The sequence below is a fragment of the Anaerolentibacter hominis genome, assembly GCF_032380675.1.
GTDB lineage: Bacteria > Bacillota > Clostridia > Lachnospirales > Lachnospiraceae > Anaerolentibacter > Anaerolentibacter hominis.
In genome coordinates this window covers 1,346,692-1,364,872 of the sequence record NZ_JAWDIX010000001.1, presented here as the reverse complement: position 1 = coordinate 1,364,872, position 18,181 = coordinate 1,346,692, and the positions used below count along the sequence as shown (strand labels likewise).

14 protein-coding genes, 1 tRNA gene and 1 pseudogene are annotated in these 18,181 nt (G+C 46.9%); 4 read left to right on the top strand and 12 right to left on the bottom strand.

What is annotated here, in order from left to right; all coding sequences use genetic code 11:
• Window positions 1–217 precede the first annotated feature (217 nt).
• A complete protein-coding gene (locus ABCW47_RS06295; protein WP_343209002.1) occupies window positions 218–1,579 on the top strand; it encodes a polysaccharide deacetylase in 1,362 nt (453 codons plus the stop codon).
• Window positions 1,580–1,648: 69 nt separating this feature from the next.
• Here the strand turns inward: ABCW47_RS06295 and ABCW47_RS06290 are convergent, their stop codons facing one another.
• Window positions 1,649–2,152, bottom strand: a complete 504-nt coding sequence (locus ABCW47_RS06290; RefSeq protein WP_343209001.1) for a COG2426 family protein — start codon at window positions 2,150–2,152, stop codon at window positions 1,649–1,651.
• A 114-nt stretch (window positions 2,153–2,266) separates the two neighbouring features.
• Complete coding sequence (locus ABCW47_RS06285; RefSeq protein WP_343209000.1) at window positions 2,267–3,064, bottom strand: prepilin-type N-terminal cleavage/methylation domain-containing protein; 798 nt, start codon at window positions 3,062–3,064, stop codon at window positions 2,267–2,269.
• Between the two features lie 210 nt (window positions 3,065–3,274).
• Here ABCW47_RS06285 and ABCW47_RS06280 point away from each other — a divergent pair.
• Window positions 3,275–3,346 (top strand) — tRNA-Glu (locus ABCW47_RS06280).
• A 278-nt stretch (window positions 3,347–3,624) separates the two neighbouring features.
• Here the strand turns inward: ABCW47_RS06280 and ABCW47_RS06275 are convergent.
• The 10 genes and pseudogenes from ABCW47_RS06275 to ABCW47_RS06230 all read right to left on the bottom strand — a co-directional run bounded on the left by ABCW47_RS06275 (window position 3,625) and on the right by ABCW47_RS06230 (window position 16,000).
• Window positions 3,625–4,500, bottom strand: coding sequence for a class II fructose-bisphosphate aldolase (locus ABCW47_RS06275; RefSeq protein ID WP_343208999.1), 876 nt, complete (start codon window positions 4,498–4,500; stop codon window positions 3,625–3,627).
• Between the two features lie 127 nt (window positions 4,501–4,627).
• Window positions 4,628–8,998, bottom strand: a complete 4,371-nt coding sequence (locus tag ABCW47_RS06270; RefSeq protein ID WP_425516060.1) for a PolC-type DNA polymerase III — start codon at window positions 8,996–8,998, stop codon at window positions 4,628–4,630.
• A gap of 35 nt (window positions 8,999–9,033) precedes the next feature.
• A pseudogene (gene ispG, locus ABCW47_RS06265) lies at window positions 9,034–10,092 on the bottom strand (flavodoxin-dependent (E)-4-hydroxy-3-methylbut-2-enyl-diphosphate synthase); the annotation flags it as partial.
• Window positions 10,093–10,130: 38 nt separating this feature from the next.
• Window positions 10,131–11,174: an RIP metalloprotease RseP gene (gene rseP / locus ABCW47_RS06260; RefSeq protein WP_343208997.1), complete on the bottom strand. Its 1,044-nt coding sequence runs from the start codon at window positions 11,172–11,174 to the stop codon at window positions 10,131–10,133.
• Window positions 11,175–11,231: 57 nt separating this feature from the next.
• On the bottom strand, window positions 11,232–12,374 hold the full coding sequence (locus tag ABCW47_RS06255) for a 1-deoxy-D-xylulose-5-phosphate reductoisomerase (RefSeq protein ID WP_343208996.1): 1,143 nt from the start codon (window positions 12,372–12,374) through the stop codon (window positions 11,232–11,234).
• A complete protein-coding gene (locus ABCW47_RS06250; protein ID WP_343208995.1) occupies window positions 12,371–13,183 on the bottom strand; it encodes a phosphatidate cytidylyltransferase in 813 nt (270 codons plus the stop codon). The genes ABCW47_RS06255 and ABCW47_RS06250 overlap by 4 nt, the downstream gene beginning before the upstream one ends.
• A gap of 9 nt (window positions 13,184–13,192) precedes the next feature.
• Window positions 13,193–13,900: an undecaprenyl pyrophosphate synthase gene (uppS, locus tag ABCW47_RS06245; protein WP_343209605.1), complete on the bottom strand. Its 708-nt coding sequence runs from the start codon at window positions 13,898–13,900 to the stop codon at window positions 13,193–13,195.
• 228 nt (window positions 13,901–14,128) lie between these two features.
• A complete protein-coding gene (frr, locus tag ABCW47_RS06240) occupies window positions 14,129–14,686 on the bottom strand; it encodes a ribosome recycling factor (protein ID WP_343208994.1) in 558 nt (185 codons plus the stop codon).
• 19 nt (window positions 14,687–14,705) lie between these two features.
• Window positions 14,706–15,410: a UMP kinase gene (gene pyrH / locus ABCW47_RS06235; RefSeq protein ID WP_343208993.1), complete on the bottom strand. Its 705-nt coding sequence runs from the start codon at window positions 15,408–15,410 to the stop codon at window positions 14,706–14,708.
• Window positions 15,411–15,562: 152 nt separating this feature from the next.
• Window positions 15,563–16,000, bottom strand: a complete 438-nt coding sequence (locus ABCW47_RS06230; RefSeq protein WP_343208992.1) for a DUF5721 family protein — start codon at window positions 15,998–16,000, stop codon at window positions 15,563–15,565.
• A gap of 301 nt (window positions 16,001–16,301) precedes the next feature.
• Here ABCW47_RS06230 and ABCW47_RS06225 point away from each other — a divergent pair, with 301 nt between their 5' ends.
• Together ABCW47_RS06225 and ABCW47_RS06220 are read left to right on the top strand one after the other, a co-directional pair.
• Window positions 16,302–16,499, top strand: coding sequence for a hypothetical protein (locus tag ABCW47_RS06225; protein WP_343208991.1), 198 nt, complete (start codon window positions 16,302–16,304; stop codon window positions 16,497–16,499).
• Between the two features lie 317 nt (window positions 16,500–16,816).
• Window positions 16,817–18,148, top strand: coding sequence for an NCS2 family permease (locus ABCW47_RS06220; RefSeq protein ID WP_343208990.1), 1,332 nt, complete (start codon window positions 16,817–16,819; stop codon window positions 18,146–18,148).
• Window positions 18,149–18,181 lie beyond the last annotated feature (33 nt).

Here is an 18,181-nt window from a genome sequence, read left to right as displayed (position 1 = left end):
AAGCATTAACAATATTTACCTTACTTAGTATAGCACCAAGCAATTCAAATTGCAAGCAATTATCCGATTTTAAGGGGATTTATACTATTTTGATAAATATATTCTATGTAAGTTAACACAATCCTAATATTATTCTAATAAAAGTACAAAATCCTTATGGTATGGTATTGATATCAATGCAATGATTATTAAACAAATGAAAAGAGAGGGAACGCAGATGGCAAGTCAGCAACACAAAAAGAACAGTTCCGGCGGCAATCTGAAAAAGCTGGTCATAATCGTCTGGATTCTGGTGCTGATCCTGGCGGCTGCCCTGTGCAGTATTTTATTATTTGGGAAAAAGCAGGCTCCCATACCGGACAGCAGCTCTCCGTCAGACACCGGTCAACATGCCGCTCAGACAAATGAACGGGAAACAGAAGAAGTTAAACGGCAGGAAGAGCAGAAAAAGAAGGAGGAGGAAGCCGCTTCCCTGGTTCAGGAAACAGACCGTCTGGCTCTGGGCTATTTTTATCAGGATGCGATTGAAAAGGTCAAAAGCTTTGATCAGTATGAAAACTATCCCGTCCTGACCGATGCGTTGAGCCGCTACCAGTCTCAGCTGGATTCCCTGGTTCCCTATGAGGGGGATGTAAGCCATGTATTTTTTCACTCTCTGATCGCGGATACCTCCAAAGCCTTCGACGGAGATTCCATGGAAAATGGATATAATTACTGGATGACCACCGTATCCGAGTTCAATAAAATGATGGAGCAGATGTATAAAAGAGGCTATGTGCTGGTAGATATCCACGATGTGGCTGGCCCGGTTGAACAGGATGGCAAAACGGTCTACCGCAAAAAGGAAATCCTGCTTCCGGAAGGAAAAATACCCTTCGTGCTCTCTCAGGACGATGTCAGTTACTATAACTATATGAAAAATGACGGTTTTGCCAAACGAATCGTGCTGGATGAGAACGGAAAACCCGCCTGTGAAATGATTGTGGACGGCAAGTCAGTGATTGCCAGAGATTTTGATGTGGTTCCGCTCCTGGATGTGTTTGTGGAACAGCATCCCGACTTCTCCTACCAGGGTACAAAAGGAATTCTGGCACTGACCGGCTATGAAGGTGCTCTGGGTTACCGTGTTAACGATGAAAAAAACGAGAACCTGGAGGCGGATAAAGAAGCCGTCCGCCGGATCGCTGCCGTTCTGAAAGACGGAGGCTGGAGCTTCGCTTCCCACGGATACGGACACCGCCATATGGATCAGATCAGCTACGACCTGTTGAAAGAGGATTGCAAAAAATGGCGGGATACCATCGGCGTACTGATCGGCGGCACAGATGTTTATATCTATCCCTATGGGGAAGAAATTGATTACACCACGAAAAAGTATACTTATATGAAAGAAAAAATGGGATTTAATTATTTCTGCGGGGTTTACGCTTACCCCTGGATTCAGATTCACGATGATTATGTCCGGATGACCAGGCGGAATCTGGACGGTTTCACCATGTATTTCTATCCAAAGCGGACAGAGGATTTATTTGATGTAACATCGGTCTACGATCCGGCCAGGCCTCCTTTGAAAGAATAATGAAATAAGCAAAACGCAGACAGGCCCGCCGGCATAAAGCCGGCGGGCCTGTAGTTATACCAAAACGATTTAAAATACGGAAACAAGCCAGGGTATGCCGTAGGAAATTATACACATAATCACCGTGGCCAGGAGAATGCCAAGTACAATAGCCGGAAATGCCTTCTTAAACTTAAGTCCCAGCAGAGAGGCAAGCAGCGCTCCGGTCCAGGCTCCGGTTCCGGGAAGAGGAATACCCACAAACAGCATCAGGCCAAGGAATTCGTATTTTTCCAGCTTGTCCTTCTTTTTCATCGTCTTATTCTCCAGCTTCTCGACCATTGGCCTGAAGAGCCGTGTCTTCTTCAGCCAGTTAAAGATAGGTGTGATGAAAAGCAGAATGAAAGGAACAGGCAAAATATTGCCCACAACACAGATCAGGACCGCCGGTCCTATGGAAATGCCCAGCAGCGGCGCCGCAAGCAAACCTCCTCTCAGTTCCAGAATCGGAACCATAGAGATAATAAATATAATTAATTCACCGGGAATTCCACCCAAAATACCCATAAACCAGGTGACAAGATTCTCAACCATTGCTGTATCCTTCCGTATCCTTTGTCAATTGTTTACTGAGATAGTATAACCGAAACGGAGCCGGAAAGAAACAGTCAAAAATAAATATATTGTAAAATTCCGCTTAATTTTCTTTTAGGATTCAGGCTGGAAGGTTGTAATATCCAGTACATTATAGGTATAGGGCTTATCATATCCGGCAGAGGTAGTCTTTCGGGACAGTTTGACGGTTCCTGTCTCCTGCTTGCCGGTGGCGGCATTAAAGCGGGTCACCGTTATCCGGGTATCTTTCTCCGTATTATAGTCCAGAGACTTGATGTCAACCGGCGTCCAGTAAAGGTCGATGTTATCTTTGCCGGTCTTTACCATCTTCCATGACAGCCCGGTCAGATCAATTCCATAATCTTCTTTCACCGCCTGCTCAAATTTGGAGGCATTGCTCTGGGTGGTCCCGAACTGGGCCGAAGAATCTACAGATTCACCCACACCTTTTTTATTAAAGTATTCCGTAACCTTGGGATGATTCAGCGCCTTGCTGTAATCAATTCCGCTGTCAGACCCATGCTTGCTGCAGGTAATGGTCAGATCAAAGTCATCCCCCAGTACCGAGTAAAGATAGGTTCCCCCGGACGGACAAATACCGGTTATAGTAGTGGCGCTCTCCTGAATCTTAGCCCCCATGCCTTCTATCTCCTTCTTAAGAAGATCCAGGGCGTCCGCTCTGGTCACAGTCTGTACTGCCATAAGTTCAGTCAACGCATATTTATAATCTCTTAGAACTGCATCCTGAGCAGATCGACATTTGGCATCTCTGGATTTTTCTATATATCGAATGACATTTGGCGCCAGCAATCCTACCAGTATGACAAGAACAGCGATCACGACAATCAGTTCTACCAATGTAAAGCCATGATTGTTCTTTTGTTTCATCATCTCATACTCCTTTTTATCCTGATTTGTTCTCAGAATCGTTCCCTGTTGTGTCAATTATTTTAATTTAGTATACCGCGTATGAGGCAAAAAAGGAATATCTCAGTTATGTAAATTGTTGTTTAAGAAGACAATTTTCTACAAAATTAAAAAAATTATAAAAAAGGACTTGCAAAATTACAAAAGATAGGTTATCATAGCACTTGCGATGCTGGTCCGTTGGTCAAGCGGTTAAGACGCCGCCCTCTCACGGCGGAAACAGGGGTTCGATTCCCCTACGGACTGCTCTTTAAAAAGACTTCACAAAGTTTGTGAAGTCTTTTTTATTACATAGGAAAGTTCTCCAAACTTTCCTATGTAATAAAAAACCCTCCGGGGGATCGCACTGCGGCGGAAAGGAATTGTGTTGCCAGAGCAACCCGCCGCAGGCGGAGAATCCCGCAAGCGGGATTCTATATTCTATATAGAACTCAAAGAGAACTGCTGCAGACATTACTGTTTGCAGCAGTTCTCCGTGAAATGAATTGTCTGATTCACAAAAACTATGTAACCAAACTCTTATCTTATTTTTCTCTGCCGATAATCGCAGCTCTGGTAAGTCCCTTCGGAGCCTCAAACCAAGCTTTGTCTTTTCCGCCGAATAATTCGATGTATTTCTTCAGAGCTTTCTTATATCCATTCTTTACTACATCCCAGATATCATATGCATGATTGCCGGTCAGATCTGCTGCCTGAACATCAATGGAAGCCTGTTTTAACAGATCGTTGCAGATATTAACCTTGTTGATACCCATAGTGCAGGCTTTCTGAAGATTCTCATCACCGGAACCGGAACCGCCGTGAAGAACAAGCGGGAAGTTGCCGGTTGCTTCTTTGATCTCTTTCAGACGGTCAAAATGAAGTTTCGGTATGCCGGTATAAGCTCCGTGAGCGGTACCGATTGCAACTGCAAGACAGTCAATGCCGGTGTCTTTGATAAAACGCGCAGCTTCCTGAGGATCGGTAAGGGCAGCATTGCCGTCTACAGCATAGTTATCTCCCTGTCCTACATGCCCCAGCTCTGCTTCTACAGAAACATCAATGGAGTGTGCCATCTCAACGATCTGTTTTACCTGTGCCACATTTTCCTCATATGGCAGTACGGAACGGTCTACCATAACGGAAGTAAACTGACCGCGGAACGCTTTGATAAACTGTACCATATCGCCGCCGTGATCCAGATTCAGCGCTACCGGAACTCTGCACTGATGAGCCAGTGATGTAATCAGGTGGCCCAGCGTAACGATATCCGGATTCATGGTGTAGTGCAGATCAATAATAATAGGAGCATTTAATTCCTCAGCTGCTTCCATACAAGCTCTTGCATCCAGCTCCGTTGCTACGTTCGGTGCTGCCACCCCATAGTTACCTGCACTTGCCCGGTCGAGAATGTCTTTCATTGATACTAACATGATTTTTTGTTTGTGCGGATAGATTTCCGCACTCTCCTTTCCTTGTCTCTTTATTTTTATCCTTTCGGATGAAAATCATTTAAATTGCGGTTTGTGTGCCCGGCACTGCCTTCTTTTAAAAGAAGTCCATCAGCGAAATCTGATTGGTCATGGGCAGATCGCCGAACATTCCCAGGTCCGCCATCAGATCCACCACCGTGCCGCTTACCTTGGTGCGCTCCTTAAAATCTTCCCTGGACAAAAACTCTCCTTCTTTTGCCGCAGCCTCCACGGCCTCCGCCGCCTTGTCACCCATCCCGTCGATGCTGGAGAAGGGCGGCATTATTTTACCATCGATAATCTGACATTTCGTCGCCTTCGCCCGGTAAATATCCAGCGGATAGAACTCGAATCCCCTGGCGTACATCTCCTGGACAATTTTCATATCCTTTACGGTATCCTGTTCCTTTTTGGTCAGCTCATTGCTGCGCCGCTTGAAATCATCCATATAAAATTTCAGTTTTTCTTTTCCCTGGCACATCAGTTCATAGTTAAAGGATGTGGCACGGATACTGAAGTAAGCGGCATAGTAGGCCAGAGGGTAATATACTTTAAAATAGGCAATCCGGAACGCCATCATAACATAGGCAACCGCATGGGCCTTGGGGAACATATATTTAATCTGCTTGCAGGACCAGATATACCAGTCGGGCACACCGGCCTCAATCATTGCTTTTTCCATATCCGGCGTCAGCCCCTTGCCCTTTCGCACCGACTCCATGATTTTAAAGGAAAGTCCATTTTCCACTCCGGTATAAATCAGGTAGGTCATGATATCATCACGGGTACAGATCGCGGATGACAGATCGCATTTTCCGGATTCAATCAGCTCCTGCGCGTTGTTCAGCCACACATTCGTACCGTGGGACAAGCCGGAAATACGGACCAGCTCTGAAAAACACTTGGGTTTGGTATCCCGAAGCATCTGCATAACAAAATCCGTTCCGAACTCTGGTATGCCCAGGCTTCCCAGGTCACACCCGTCCAGGGATTCCTTGGATATCTTCAGGGCGGAAAGATTCAGAAACAGAGACAGAACCTTTTGATCATCCATCGGAATCGTCTTGGCGTCCAGGCCTGTTAAATCTTCCAGCATACGGATCATGGTCGGATCATCATGGCCCAGAATATCCAGCTTCAGCAGGTTGTGGTCGATGGAATGGTAATCAAAATGGGTTGTAATTGTGTTTGTGGACATATCATTGGCCGGATGCTGAACCGGGGTAAAGGAAAATATTTCTTCCCCATGAGGCAGTACGATGATGCCTCCGGGATGCTGCCCCGTGGTTCGTCTCACTCCCACACAGCCGTTTACAAGACGTGCCACCTCTGCTTTCCTCTTGTGAATGCCTCTTTCCTCATAGTATCTCAGTACATAGCCAAAGGCAGTTTTATCCGCCAGAGTACCTATGGTTCCGGCCCGGAACGTCTGGCCCTTGCCAAAGATTACTTCCGTATAGTCATGGGCCTTACTCTGGTAATCCCCGGAGAAGTTCAGGTCAATATCCGGCTCTTTATCCCCGTAGAATCCCAGAAACGTCTCAAAGGGAATATCGTGGCCGTCCTTGGTCAGCGGCTGTCCGCAGACCGGGCAGATCTTATCCGGCAGATCGCAGCCGGAACGGCCGGAAGCGGCCTTTACTTCCTCCGAATCAAAATCGGAATAGTGGCAGCTCTTGCAGTAATAGTGTGCCGGAAGGGGGTTTACCTCGGTAATACCGGACATGGTGGCTACAAAGGACGAGCCGACCGATCCACGGGAACCCACCAGATAACCGTCCTCATTGGACTTCCACACCAGTTTCTGCGCAATAATATACATAACGGCAAAGCCGTTGCTGATAATTGAGTTCAGTTCCTTCTCAAGCCTCGTCTCCACAATCTCCGGCAGCGTCTCTCCATACATGGAATGTGCCTTCTCATAGCAGATGTTCCGCAGCGTCTTGTCGGAGTCGGCGATGACCGGCGGGCACTTATCCGGCCGCACCGGTGAAATATGTTCAATCCGGTCGGCGATCAGGTTTGTGTTGGTGATTACCACTTCCTCCGCCTTTTCCCTGCCCAGATAGGAGAACTCTTCCAGCATCTCCTCCGTAGTGCGCAGATAGAGCGGGGCCTGCAGATCCGCATCCGGAAATCCCTTGCCGGCCTGGATAATACGCCGGTATATCTCATCCTCCGGGTCCATAAAATGAACGTCGCAGGTAGCCACAACCGGTTTTTTGTACTCTTCTCCCAGCTCCACGATGCGTCTGTTGTAATCCTTCAGCTCTTCCTCGGAGTTCACATCAATTTTATCGCTTCGGATCATAAATTCATTGTTGCCTATCGGCTGGATCTCCAGATAGTCGTAAAAACGCACAATCCGGTCTATTTCCTCCTGGGAGGCGTTGTTTAATAACGCCCGGTAGAGCTCGCCCGCCTCACAGGCAGATCCCAGGATCAGCCCTTCCCGGTTCTTCTGAATCAGACTTTTGGGAATTCTGGGCCGCCTGTGATAATAATTCAGGTGGGACATAGAGATCAGCTTATATAAGTTTACCCTGCCGATATCGCTCTGACAGAGGATAATACCATGATAGGTCGGCATCTTTTTGATCACTTCCGGTGAAAGTTCATAGATTCCTTCCATATCTTTTAAATTCTGTACATTCCGCTTTTTCAGCATGTCCAGGAATTTCACGAAAATTTCTGCTGTCGCCCCCGCATCATCCACCGCCCGGTGATGATTTTCCAGAGATACGCCCAGCGCCTCGGCCACATGATTTAACCGGAATCTTTTCAGGTCGGGCAGCAGAACCTGGGCCAGAGAAAGGGTATCCACCACTGTAAAGTCAGTGCTAATTCCCAAATTGGCAGCCTTCTGCCTGATAAATCCCACATCGAAAGAGGCGTTGTGGGCCACCAGCACACAATCCTGCGCGAACTCCAAAAACTGGGGAAGGATCACATCTATCTTTGGATAAGACAGCACCATCTCATCGTTGATGCCCGTCAATTTTTCTATTTCAAATGGGATTGGCTCGTCCGGGTTGACAAAAGTCGAATAATGATCGGTAATTCTGCCTTCCTGTACCCTGACGGCGCCGATTTCTATGATCTGATTACGTTTGGAAGAAAAGCCGGTGGTCTCAATATCAAACACCACAAATGTAGAATTCAGATCCTGTCCCTTTTCATTTTCCACGACAGTTTTATCATCGTCAACCACATAGGCCTCACAGCCGTAGATGATCTTAAATTCATCCCCTTTGTCCAGGGCATGAGCCGCGTCCGGAAATGCCTGTACCACACCGTGGTCCGTGATAGCCACGGCTTTGTGACCCCAGGCTTTTGCCCGTTTCACCAACGCCTTGGGATCTACCATCGCGTCCATATCGCTCATCATCGTATGAGCATGCAGCTCGACCCGCTTTACCGGAGCCTGATCCATACGCATCGTTGTAAAATCTTCTATTTTTTTCATGCCGGTCACAGAGCTGATGCCGATTTCTTTGTCATACCGGTCCATCAGCGCCATACCCTTGACCCGAAGAAACGATCCCTTCTTCACATTCGGGCAGACTTCCTCCGCCTGTTCCGGCTTCAGAAAAAGTTTCACCGATATGGTATCTGTAAAGTCCGTCAGCGAAAAGATCACCAGTTTTTTACCGCTGGGAATATCCCGTTCCTCGTAATCCACAACCTGTCCGTGAATGACAACTTCTCCGATCTCGTCCTGGATATCACAGATTTTTACCGTCTCACCTTCTGTATTTCTGCCAAAAAACACATCCGGGTCACTGGAGCGTCTGGTATCCCGGTAAGATCTTCCTCCGGGGATCTTACTCTCCCGTTTCATTCCCCCGGACGGCGCAGACTGTGCGGGAGCCGCCTTTTCTTCCTGCTTTTGCACAGGCTTTTCCTTTCTGGGAATCCTGACGATATTTTCCTCTTCTTCTTCCGGCTCCTGCCTTTTTTCAAAAATAAAACGGATGTCCACCGGTATGCCGAAGCGCTGGTCAAAGACCTGTCCCAAAAATTCCTGGAGGTGTTTCTCATAGGTCCGGTTCAGGAAATTATCTCCCAGCGTGAACGTGACAATATTCCCGTTAAATTCCCAGTCACTTTCTTTCAGAATACTGTATTCCACATAGCTGGTATCGGAAAGCTCGGCAAGAAGGCTGTCCAGATAAATCTGAAACAGCTTCTCAGGAGTATATTGGGCAGAGAGCTCATAATGCTCCACAATATGTACCGCCCCCGGCATCTGTACAAATACCTGGCGCTTTAAGAGGGATTCCATGGACACCCTGTTCCGGTAGGGAATCAGACGTCCGGAGTGAATGAAGAGACATATCTGGTTCTTTTTCCGGGAAACCGCAACCTTCTCAACATCCACATCCCGAAACAGGTCATATAATCCGTTATTTACTTCCATTTGATCAAAAACTTCAAAAAACTGCATATGCACACTTCCCGATTGCCGGCATACCGCCGTATCTAATTGTCCCAGTTAAGAAGTTCCTGCCGGAGAGCATTCAAGAGCTGATCCTCCGGAACCTTTTTTATAATTTCGCCCTTTTTAAAAAGGAGGCCTTCGCCATTTCCGCCGGCGATACCGATGTCCGCCTCTCTGGCTTCTCCCGGTCCGTTCACGGCGCAGCCCATCACCGCCACTTTAAGATTCAGCGGAATATCCTTTACCATATCTTCCACCTGGTTTGCCAGCGATATTAAATCAATATTAGTCCGGCCGCAGGTGGGACAGGATACAATTTCAATTCCGTCTGTCCGCAGCTTTAAGGTACTTAGAATCAGACGGGCGCTTTTTATCTCTTCCACCGGATCTGTGGTCAGGGATACCCGGATGGTATTGCCGATTCCTTTGTTTAAAATAATGCCAAGTCCCACGGCCGATTTAATATTGCCGGAAAACACCGTACCTGCCTCCGTAATGCCTACATGGAGAGGATAGGGGGTCTTCCCCGCGATCAGCTCATGGGCTCTGACACAGAACTGTACGTCAGAGGCTTTGATACTGATAACCAGATTATCGTACCCCATCTGTTCAATCAATTTCACTTTCATCAGGGCGCTTTCCACCAGTCCCTGAGGGGTTACGCCCCCATACTTTTCTATATATTCCCTCTCCAGAGAGCCGCTGTTGACTCCTACCCGGATCGGGATAGTTCTCTCCTTTGCCTTTTCCACTACCAGGCGGATTTTATCCTGTGAACCGATATTACCCGGATTAATCCGGATCTTATCCGCTCCTGCCTCTATGGCCGCAACCGCCAGACGATAGTCAAAGTGAATATCAGCCACAAGAGGAATGTGTATCCTTTTTTTTATCCGGGTCAGAGCGGCGGCGGCCTCCATCGTCGGCACCGTACAGCGGACAATCTCACAGCCTGCCGCTTCCAGCCTCAGGATCTGCCCAACGGTAGCTTCTACATTCTCTGTCTTTGTATTGGTCATCGACTGTATCAGAATCGGATTCTTTCCGCCGATCACCCGGTCTCCGATCCATACTTCCTTTGTATGTTCCCGCAGCATATCCGCTACCTCCCGCCTTTCAGGTGAAGTCCGCCTAACGCTTACCTGCTAAAGATCCTGCTGAAATCGTTAAACACGATAAATGCCATCAAAATTAACAGCGCAATCAGGCCTATCATGTGAATCAGTCCTTCTTTCTCCTGATTAATCGGTTTCCCTCTAACTGCCTCAAGCAGCAGAAATACCAATCTTCCTCCGTCTAATGCAGGGATGGGCAGCAGGTTCATCACACCCAGATTCGCACTCAGCAGAATACTAATATTCAATATATTCAGCAGCACATACAGCGGACCGTCCGGCTTGCTCTGTTCATAGCTGTCTCCAATCATATCCACGATACCAACAGGACCCGCGATATCATCCTTTGATACCTGTCCCCGGATCAGCATACCGATGCTCTTGATCGTGGACTGAATCCAATATCTCACTTCCAGGGCGGCATATTTCACAGTTCCCAGAGGACCTGTCTTCTGCCGGTTATACATACTGTATGAGAAGCCCAGCCGGTAGCTGCCGCTCTCTGTTTTCTGCGGAGTCAGGGTAACCGTCTGCTTTTCGCCATTTCTTTCATAGGTTAATGTAACCTCTTCATCCGTAAGAGGGTCCAGCTGCAGATTCAAATTCAGTTCTCTGGCAAAATAGATTTTTCTGCCGTCAAAGCGGGTAATAACATCCCCCTCCTGAATGCCTGCCTCCGCAAAAGGAGCATTTTCTTCTACTCCCATTACCACCGCCGGATCATAGCCGATCACGCCGATCACAATCAGAGCCATAAAAAAGGCCAGGATAAAGTTAAAAACCGGGCCCGCGATGATTACGGAAATACGGGCCCAGACTCCCTTTTTATTAAAAGCGCCTTCGTCCTCCACCAATTCGTCTTCTCCCAGCATCATGCAGGAGCCCCCGATTGGAAAAAGCTTCAGCGAGTAACGGGTACCGCCTCTTTCAAAGGAGCACAGTCTTGGCCCCATTCCCAGAGAAAACTCCGTCACCGTTATACCGTTCTTCTTTGCCAGAAGGAAATGGCCCAGTTCATGGAAGAAAATGATCAGCCCAAATACCAGTATCGCAATAATAATTTTCATTCAATTTCTATCCTTTCACATTGTTTCCCATTCATGATCCCAAGCCTCCCCCAAGTATCACAGCTTGTTTCTCACACATTCATGAGCCCATTGTTCCACCGCCAGTATCTGTTCCAGCGTAGGATTCTCAATAAGCTGATGGGCCCTCATGGCGTATTGAATACAGGCGGTAATATCAGTATAACCGATCCTGCGTTTTAAAAACAACTGCACGGCAAGCTCATTGGCCGCATTGTATACCGTGGGCATACTGCCGCCCTGGTGTCCGGCTTCGTAGGCCAGCCGCAGTCCCTCAAATGTATCCATATCCGGTTCCTCAAAGGTGAGACTTCTCAGCTTTGCAAAATCCAGCCGTTCCCCGGAAAGAACTCTTCTCTCGGGATAATAAAGCGCGTACTGGATCGGGAGCCGCATATCCGGCACTCCCAGCTGTGCCATCACAGCGCCGTCTTCAAATTCTACCATGGAGTGGATCACGCTCTGAGGCTGAACCACCACCTGAACCTGATCAATATCCACATCGAAGAGCCAGCCCGCTTCCATGACCTCAAGCCCCTTATTTACCATCGTGGAAGAGTCAATCGTAATTTTCGGTCCCATGGACCAGTTGGGATGGCGCAGCGCTTCTTCCACTGTCACCGATGCCAGTTCTTCCCGCTTCCGGCCCCGGAACGGCCCGCCGGATGCGGTCAGCAATATTTTATGTACCGTCCTGTAATCCTCGCCGTGCAGGCACTGGAAAATAGCAGAATGTTCGCTGTCTACAGGCAAAATTTTTACGCCGCACTCTTTTGCCAGAGGCATGATAATATGGCCTGCCGTCACCAGCGTCTCCTTATTGGCAAGGGCAATATCCTTGCCCGCCCGCATCGCCTCGATAGTAGGCCGTATACCGATCATCCCTACAATCGCGCCGATTACAATGTCCCCTTCCGGGAATTTGGCACATTCTATCAGTCCATCCATTCCCCAGACAATACGAACCGGCAAATGGGAAACTCTCTCTTTCAGTATATTCACGTTACGCTCTTCCCATACGCACACAAGGGAAGGTTCAAATTCTATTATCTGCTTTTCCAGCAGATCAATATTGGCGCCTGCGGCCAGAACCGACACCTTCAGATCCTTCTGTTCTCTTACAACCTGCAGGGTCTGCGTACCGATTGAACCGGTAGATCCCAGTAAAATCAAATGTTTCATCTTGATAATGCCTCCACCAGAAGAAATACAATGGGCGCCGTAAAGATAACCGCGTCAAACCGGTCCAGAATTCCTCCGTGTCCGGGTATCAACCTGCTGTAATCCTTAATGTTGTGATTTCGTTTAATTGCAGATGCCGCCAGATCACCGATCTGAGATATGACAGCAGATGCTGCGCCAATGATGGCGCAGGCCGCTCCCGGATGAAACAGCCCCGGCAGATGACTGCCCACGACACTTCCATAGATAAAACCAATCAGAGCCGCTCCCGCCACGCCGCCGATGCAGCCTTCGATGGATTTTTTAGGACTCAGTTCTTTTAAATGTCCCGGCAGACGGTGCTTGCCGATCAGCATGCCTACACAGTAAGCACAGCAGTCCGAGCCCCATGAACCGATAAATATCAGCCATACAAAGAAAGCTCCCGACGGGACAATCCTGACACGGTAGATGAAAGACAGCATCACCGCCACGTAAAACAACCCGAGGAATATCATACCGATCTGTTCCGCCTGATAGCGGGGAAAAGAAAAAACATAAGACGCCATCAGTACCAGCAGAAACAGGACAAAGAGAGGAAATGCAGCCTCCATCTGATTCAAATAAACGATGATATCATAGCCGATACAAGCCAGATATCCAAGAACAGCGGGTATGCTTTTGTGCATGCCCACAGCCCGGTATAACTCCCACATTCCGATCAGGGAAATAACCAGCAGAACTCCCCACAGAAAGGTTCCGCCCAGAACCATGGACAGAATGGTCAGAGCCATAATCATAATACTGCTTACCAGTCTTACTCCAAACATAGGTACCTCCTAAACTCCGCCATATCGTCTGTCTCTGCTGTTATAATAATCTATGGCTTTCTGTAAATCATCTTTCGTAAAATCAGGCCACAGCACATCGGTATAATATAATTCCGAATAGGCAATCTGCCACAGCATGAAGTTGGAGAGCCTCTGCTCTCCGCTGGTCCGGATCAGCAGATCCGGATCGGGTATATCCTTAGTGTCCAGATAAGATTCCAGAGATTTCTCCGTGATATCCTCACTTCTGAGATTTCCGGCTTCCAGATCCTTCGCCAGCGCTTTCACGCCTCTGACTATCTCGTCCCGGCCCCCGTAATTTAATGCAACCTGAAATTTCAAGCCGGTATTCTTCGCGGAGGTTTCTTCCAGGTGTCTGATTGCCTCCCGGATATCGTCCGCAAGCCCTGACACATTCCCTATAATCCTCACACGCATGTTATTCTTCGTACTGATCTTAATACAATCTTTTAAATAAGAACGGAGCAGACTCATCAGCGTCTCTACCTCATCCTGAGGACGCTTCCAGTTCTCCGTGGAAAAAGCATACACCGTCAGATACTCAATACCCATTTTGTAGGCATCCTCGCATATTCTTTCCACAACCTTGCTGCCCTGGGCATGGCCGTACCTGCGCGGCATAAGACGTTTTTTAGCCCATCTTCCATTGCCGTCCAGAATAATCGCCACATGCTCCGGCACGTTCGTATCCTTCATATCTGCTGCTCCTATCTGTTCTTCTATATTTATCCCAAACTCTTGCTGCTCAGAGCCGGGCAGAATTCCTCTCAAAGCGAAGAAACAGGACGTACCTGCGACAGCTGCTTCCCGATACCGCAGCATTCTCATTCAAATACGCCCCTGTTATCTCCGGACAGCCGGCAGATCTGCACCGGCTGCAACATTTTCATCCAACAGCCGGCTCGCGAAGCGCGCTGGCGCTGTCTATACAGTAAGAATTTCTTTTGATTTCTCTTCGATTGCTTTCTCCACCTCGGCTACATATTTATCAGTAACCTTCTGCATCTTTTCTTCCAATTCAGCCTGCTCATCTTCAGAAATCTCAGATGCTTTTCCCAGCTTCTTGAACTGATCCATGGCATCCCGGCGGATATTGCGGACTGCCACCTTGGCTCCCTCGCCCTTTTTCTTAACGTCTTTGACCAGTTCTTTTCTGCGCTCTTCCGTAAGCTCAGGAAATACAAGGCGGATTACCTTTCCGTCGTTGCTGGGGGTAAGGCCCAGGTCAGAGGCAAGAATTGCCTTTTCGATTACTTTAATCAGGCTGGCTTCCCAGGGTGCAATGGTAATCATTCTGGCTTCCGGCACAGAAACATTTGCCACGCTCTGCAGCGGACTGGGGGTTCCGTAATAGTCCACTTTGATTCTGTCCAGCAGATGGGGATTTGCTCTGCCCGCACGAATATTCATATATTCACTCTCCAGCGCACGCAGTGATTTTTTCATTTTCTCCTCATAAGGTTCAATTCTTGTTATATCCATTCTTTATTCCTCCTCTTAATTATACGGTAACTCTTGTACCGGAAAATGTCCCGTTTACTGTATTGACTATGCTGTTCTCCTCCTGCAGTGAAAAAACAAGCAGAGGGACTCTGTGTTCCATGCACATCATGGAAGCAGTCAGGTCAATGACAGCCAGTTTCTGATCCACCACCTCTTCTATGGTTATCTCATCATACCTTCTGGCATTGGGATTCACCTTAGGATCACTGTCATAAACCCCGTCAATTGCTTTTGCCAGAAGAATAGCGTCCGCCTCCATCTCGATAGAACGGAGAACAACGCCCGTATCCGTTGAAAAGTAAGGGTGCCCGGTGCCTCCCGCAAAAAAGACTACCTTTCCCGCTGCAAAACATTCATTTGCCAGGTCCTTGGAGAACAGGCCCGTCATATTTCCGCATAGAAATGGGGTCAGAACCTCTGTTTTCATTCCCACAAAGCGGAATATTTCAGATACATAGATACAGTTCATCACCGTGGCCAGCATGCCGATCTGGTCTGCCTTCGTCCGGTCAATGGTCTCACTGGTACGGCCCCTCCAGAAATTTCCTCCGCCGATCACGATCCCCACCTCGACGCCGGAATCCACGATTGTCCTGACCTGCTTTGCCACACTGATACAGGTCTCCTCGTCAAATCCGGTCTTTCTATCCCCAGCCAGCGCTTCCCCGCTGAGTTTTAACATCACTCGTTTTAAATTGCCCATTGCCTGCTATACCATACCTTTCCTGTCTGAACTTCCATCTGATTTCAAGTACGCCTCGGCGTACTTGCTGCGAGCCGCACGTCATGCTTTGCATGACATAATACATCTCTTTAATCACAAAATAGATCTTATCTTACGCCATTTTACCATTTCTATGACTCAAATGCAAACCCCTTCTTCTTTAAAAACACAGATGCCGCCTCGTCCCATTCTCTCTCAGAGCTTCTATCCATACTGAATACTTTCTGGGAAATACCCGTAGTTATAGTCAACTTCCTGTTTTCATATTTTATATTAAAGAAATACCGGTCATCCGGGTTCATTGCAAAATCCCCGCCTGTAAGAGATACCGGCGGACTCAGCACAATCCGGAAAAACAGCGGCGTTTTATTCCCCTTAATCATCTGGAACAAAACCGGCCGTATCTCCTTCCACAGCAGATTGTTCCTGTCCTCCAGTTCCTCCAGCTCATCCCTGGTATACCAATCTTTTTTTCTCGTACCGTCTATGAGAAAATCTGCGTAGGTCGTCACTTTTCCTTCTATATATAGAAAGGAATCAAAAGTATCTTCCAAAAGAAGTTCTTTCATAAATTGTTTTACATCCAAAATTGTCAGAAGGACCATCATTTACCTCTTCATCATGTTATTTTAGGCAAGATTGGGAAACATTGCATTTCGTATCTTTATTATTATAATCAATCTTTATCCAAATTTCCAGCCGGAACAAAAAAGACTCGCCCGCGCTGTCCTGTCACTTTGAATAAAAATGACCATTTTCAACATACTAATTTCATAGCTACAAAGCGTAAGTGGAGTAACTATGCTTATCTGCAAAAAGCTGGTCTGCAATACCGCCGGTATTTGTTTTATTTCAGAAAGGAGAAATCACATGAGTACAATGTCTGAAACCTACAAAGAGGTTGCCAAACGGTGCAATGAGTACGAACCGAAAGATGGCTGTGAATGTTATCACAATCGTTTAGAAAATGGAGAGTCTATCTCCTGCACGAACTGCGGTCATTTTGAGCATGAGCACTGCAACATTGATCTTTACGATAAAATCGTAGAAAATCACAATCTGAAATAACTGGAAGCCATGCATAGACGGATAAAGGAACTTCCTGGGATCTTTTCTCAGGAAGTTCCTTTTCTTCCTTTATACAGGCTGATTTTACAGCTGATTGGAATAACTTATAAGCAAAAGAGTTTAAATTTATTAGAAAAAGATATAAGCACTCTTGGGTTTATTAATTGACATAAAAAGTTGCTATCGGTATACTCAAAATTGGAAAAAAACTTTACACGAACACACGATGTTCCCATTTTGAAAGCCATTTGATGTAAATTATTACATAGTTCGAGAGGTTTTTAATGCCGGAACACGATGTTCACAAGGAGGAAACGATGGAAAAAATCGCTAAGTTTTTCAAATTTGAAGAGCGTAACACAAACTTCAAAGTAGAAACAATTGCCGGATTAACCACGTTTATGACCATGGCTTATGTTCTTGTAACACAGCCTGGTGCTATCTGTGGGTTCGGTGCCGAGGCCGGTGTCGTTGACATGAACGGTGTCATGGTTACAAAAGAAGCAATCATGATTCTGACTTCACTGGTTTCCGGTCTTATCACTTTGTTGATGGCATTCTATTCTAACTTCCCATTTGCTCTGTCCACAGGTATGGGAACAAACTTTATTCTGGGTGCAATGATTCAGAATGGTACTCTCTCCTATGCTCAGGCAATGGGTATGATTTTAATTACCGGTATTATCTTTATCGTACTTTCAGTATTCGGTATCCGGGATTTGATTGTGCGGATGATTCCGAAGAACATCAAGGTTTCGATCGGTACGGCAATCGGTTTCTTTATTGCGTACCTGGGCTTTTCAAACAGTGGTATCTGTGATTTCTCCGCAGGTTTAAATGTTGGTGATTTTACGGACAAGGCTGTTCTGCTCGCGATTGCAGGTCTGGGTATCATCGCTGTCCTGACAGCATTTAAAGTAAATGGCGCGATTTTGATTGGTATTGTTATTATCACTATTGTTGGTATCCCGATGGGTATTACCGCAATGCCGGATGCAATTGCAAAAGTTCCGCAGTTCTCAACGGTAAGCGATATTATCTTTAAATTTGATCTGACATCCATCTGGACGGCAGAAGGTATTGTACTTATGTTTATTGCCTTCTTCGGTGATTTCTTCTCCACACTGGGCACAGTTCTTGGTGTTGCCGGAAGAGCTCATATGCTGGATGAAGATGGTAACCTGCCCGGTATTGAAAAACCGTTCCTGGTAGATGCTGTTGGTACTACGGTTGGTGCATGTTTCGGATGTACAACAATTACTACTTTTGTTGAATCCACCGCAGGTGTGGAAGCAGGCGGACGTACCGGATGGACCGCTGTTGTTACCGGCGTTCTTTTCCTGATCTTCGTATTCCTCTCACCTCTGGCTCTCATGGTGCCGAATGCGGCTACAGGACCTGCTCTTATCTTCGTAGGTTTCTTAATGATCCAGGGTATTAAAGATATTGACTTCTCTGATTTTACCGAGGCGTTCGGACCGTTTGTAATGATTGTATTCGGTGCGTTCTCCGCTTCGATTGCAGTCGGAATCGCTGCCGGTATTCTGAGTTACATCTTTATTAAATTATGTACCGGTAAATTCAAAGAAATTCATCCAGGTATGTATATTCTTGCAATTCCGCTGATTCTGTATTTCATCTACATGTAATCAGAATGATCTTTTAGAATTTTAAGCTGAGGA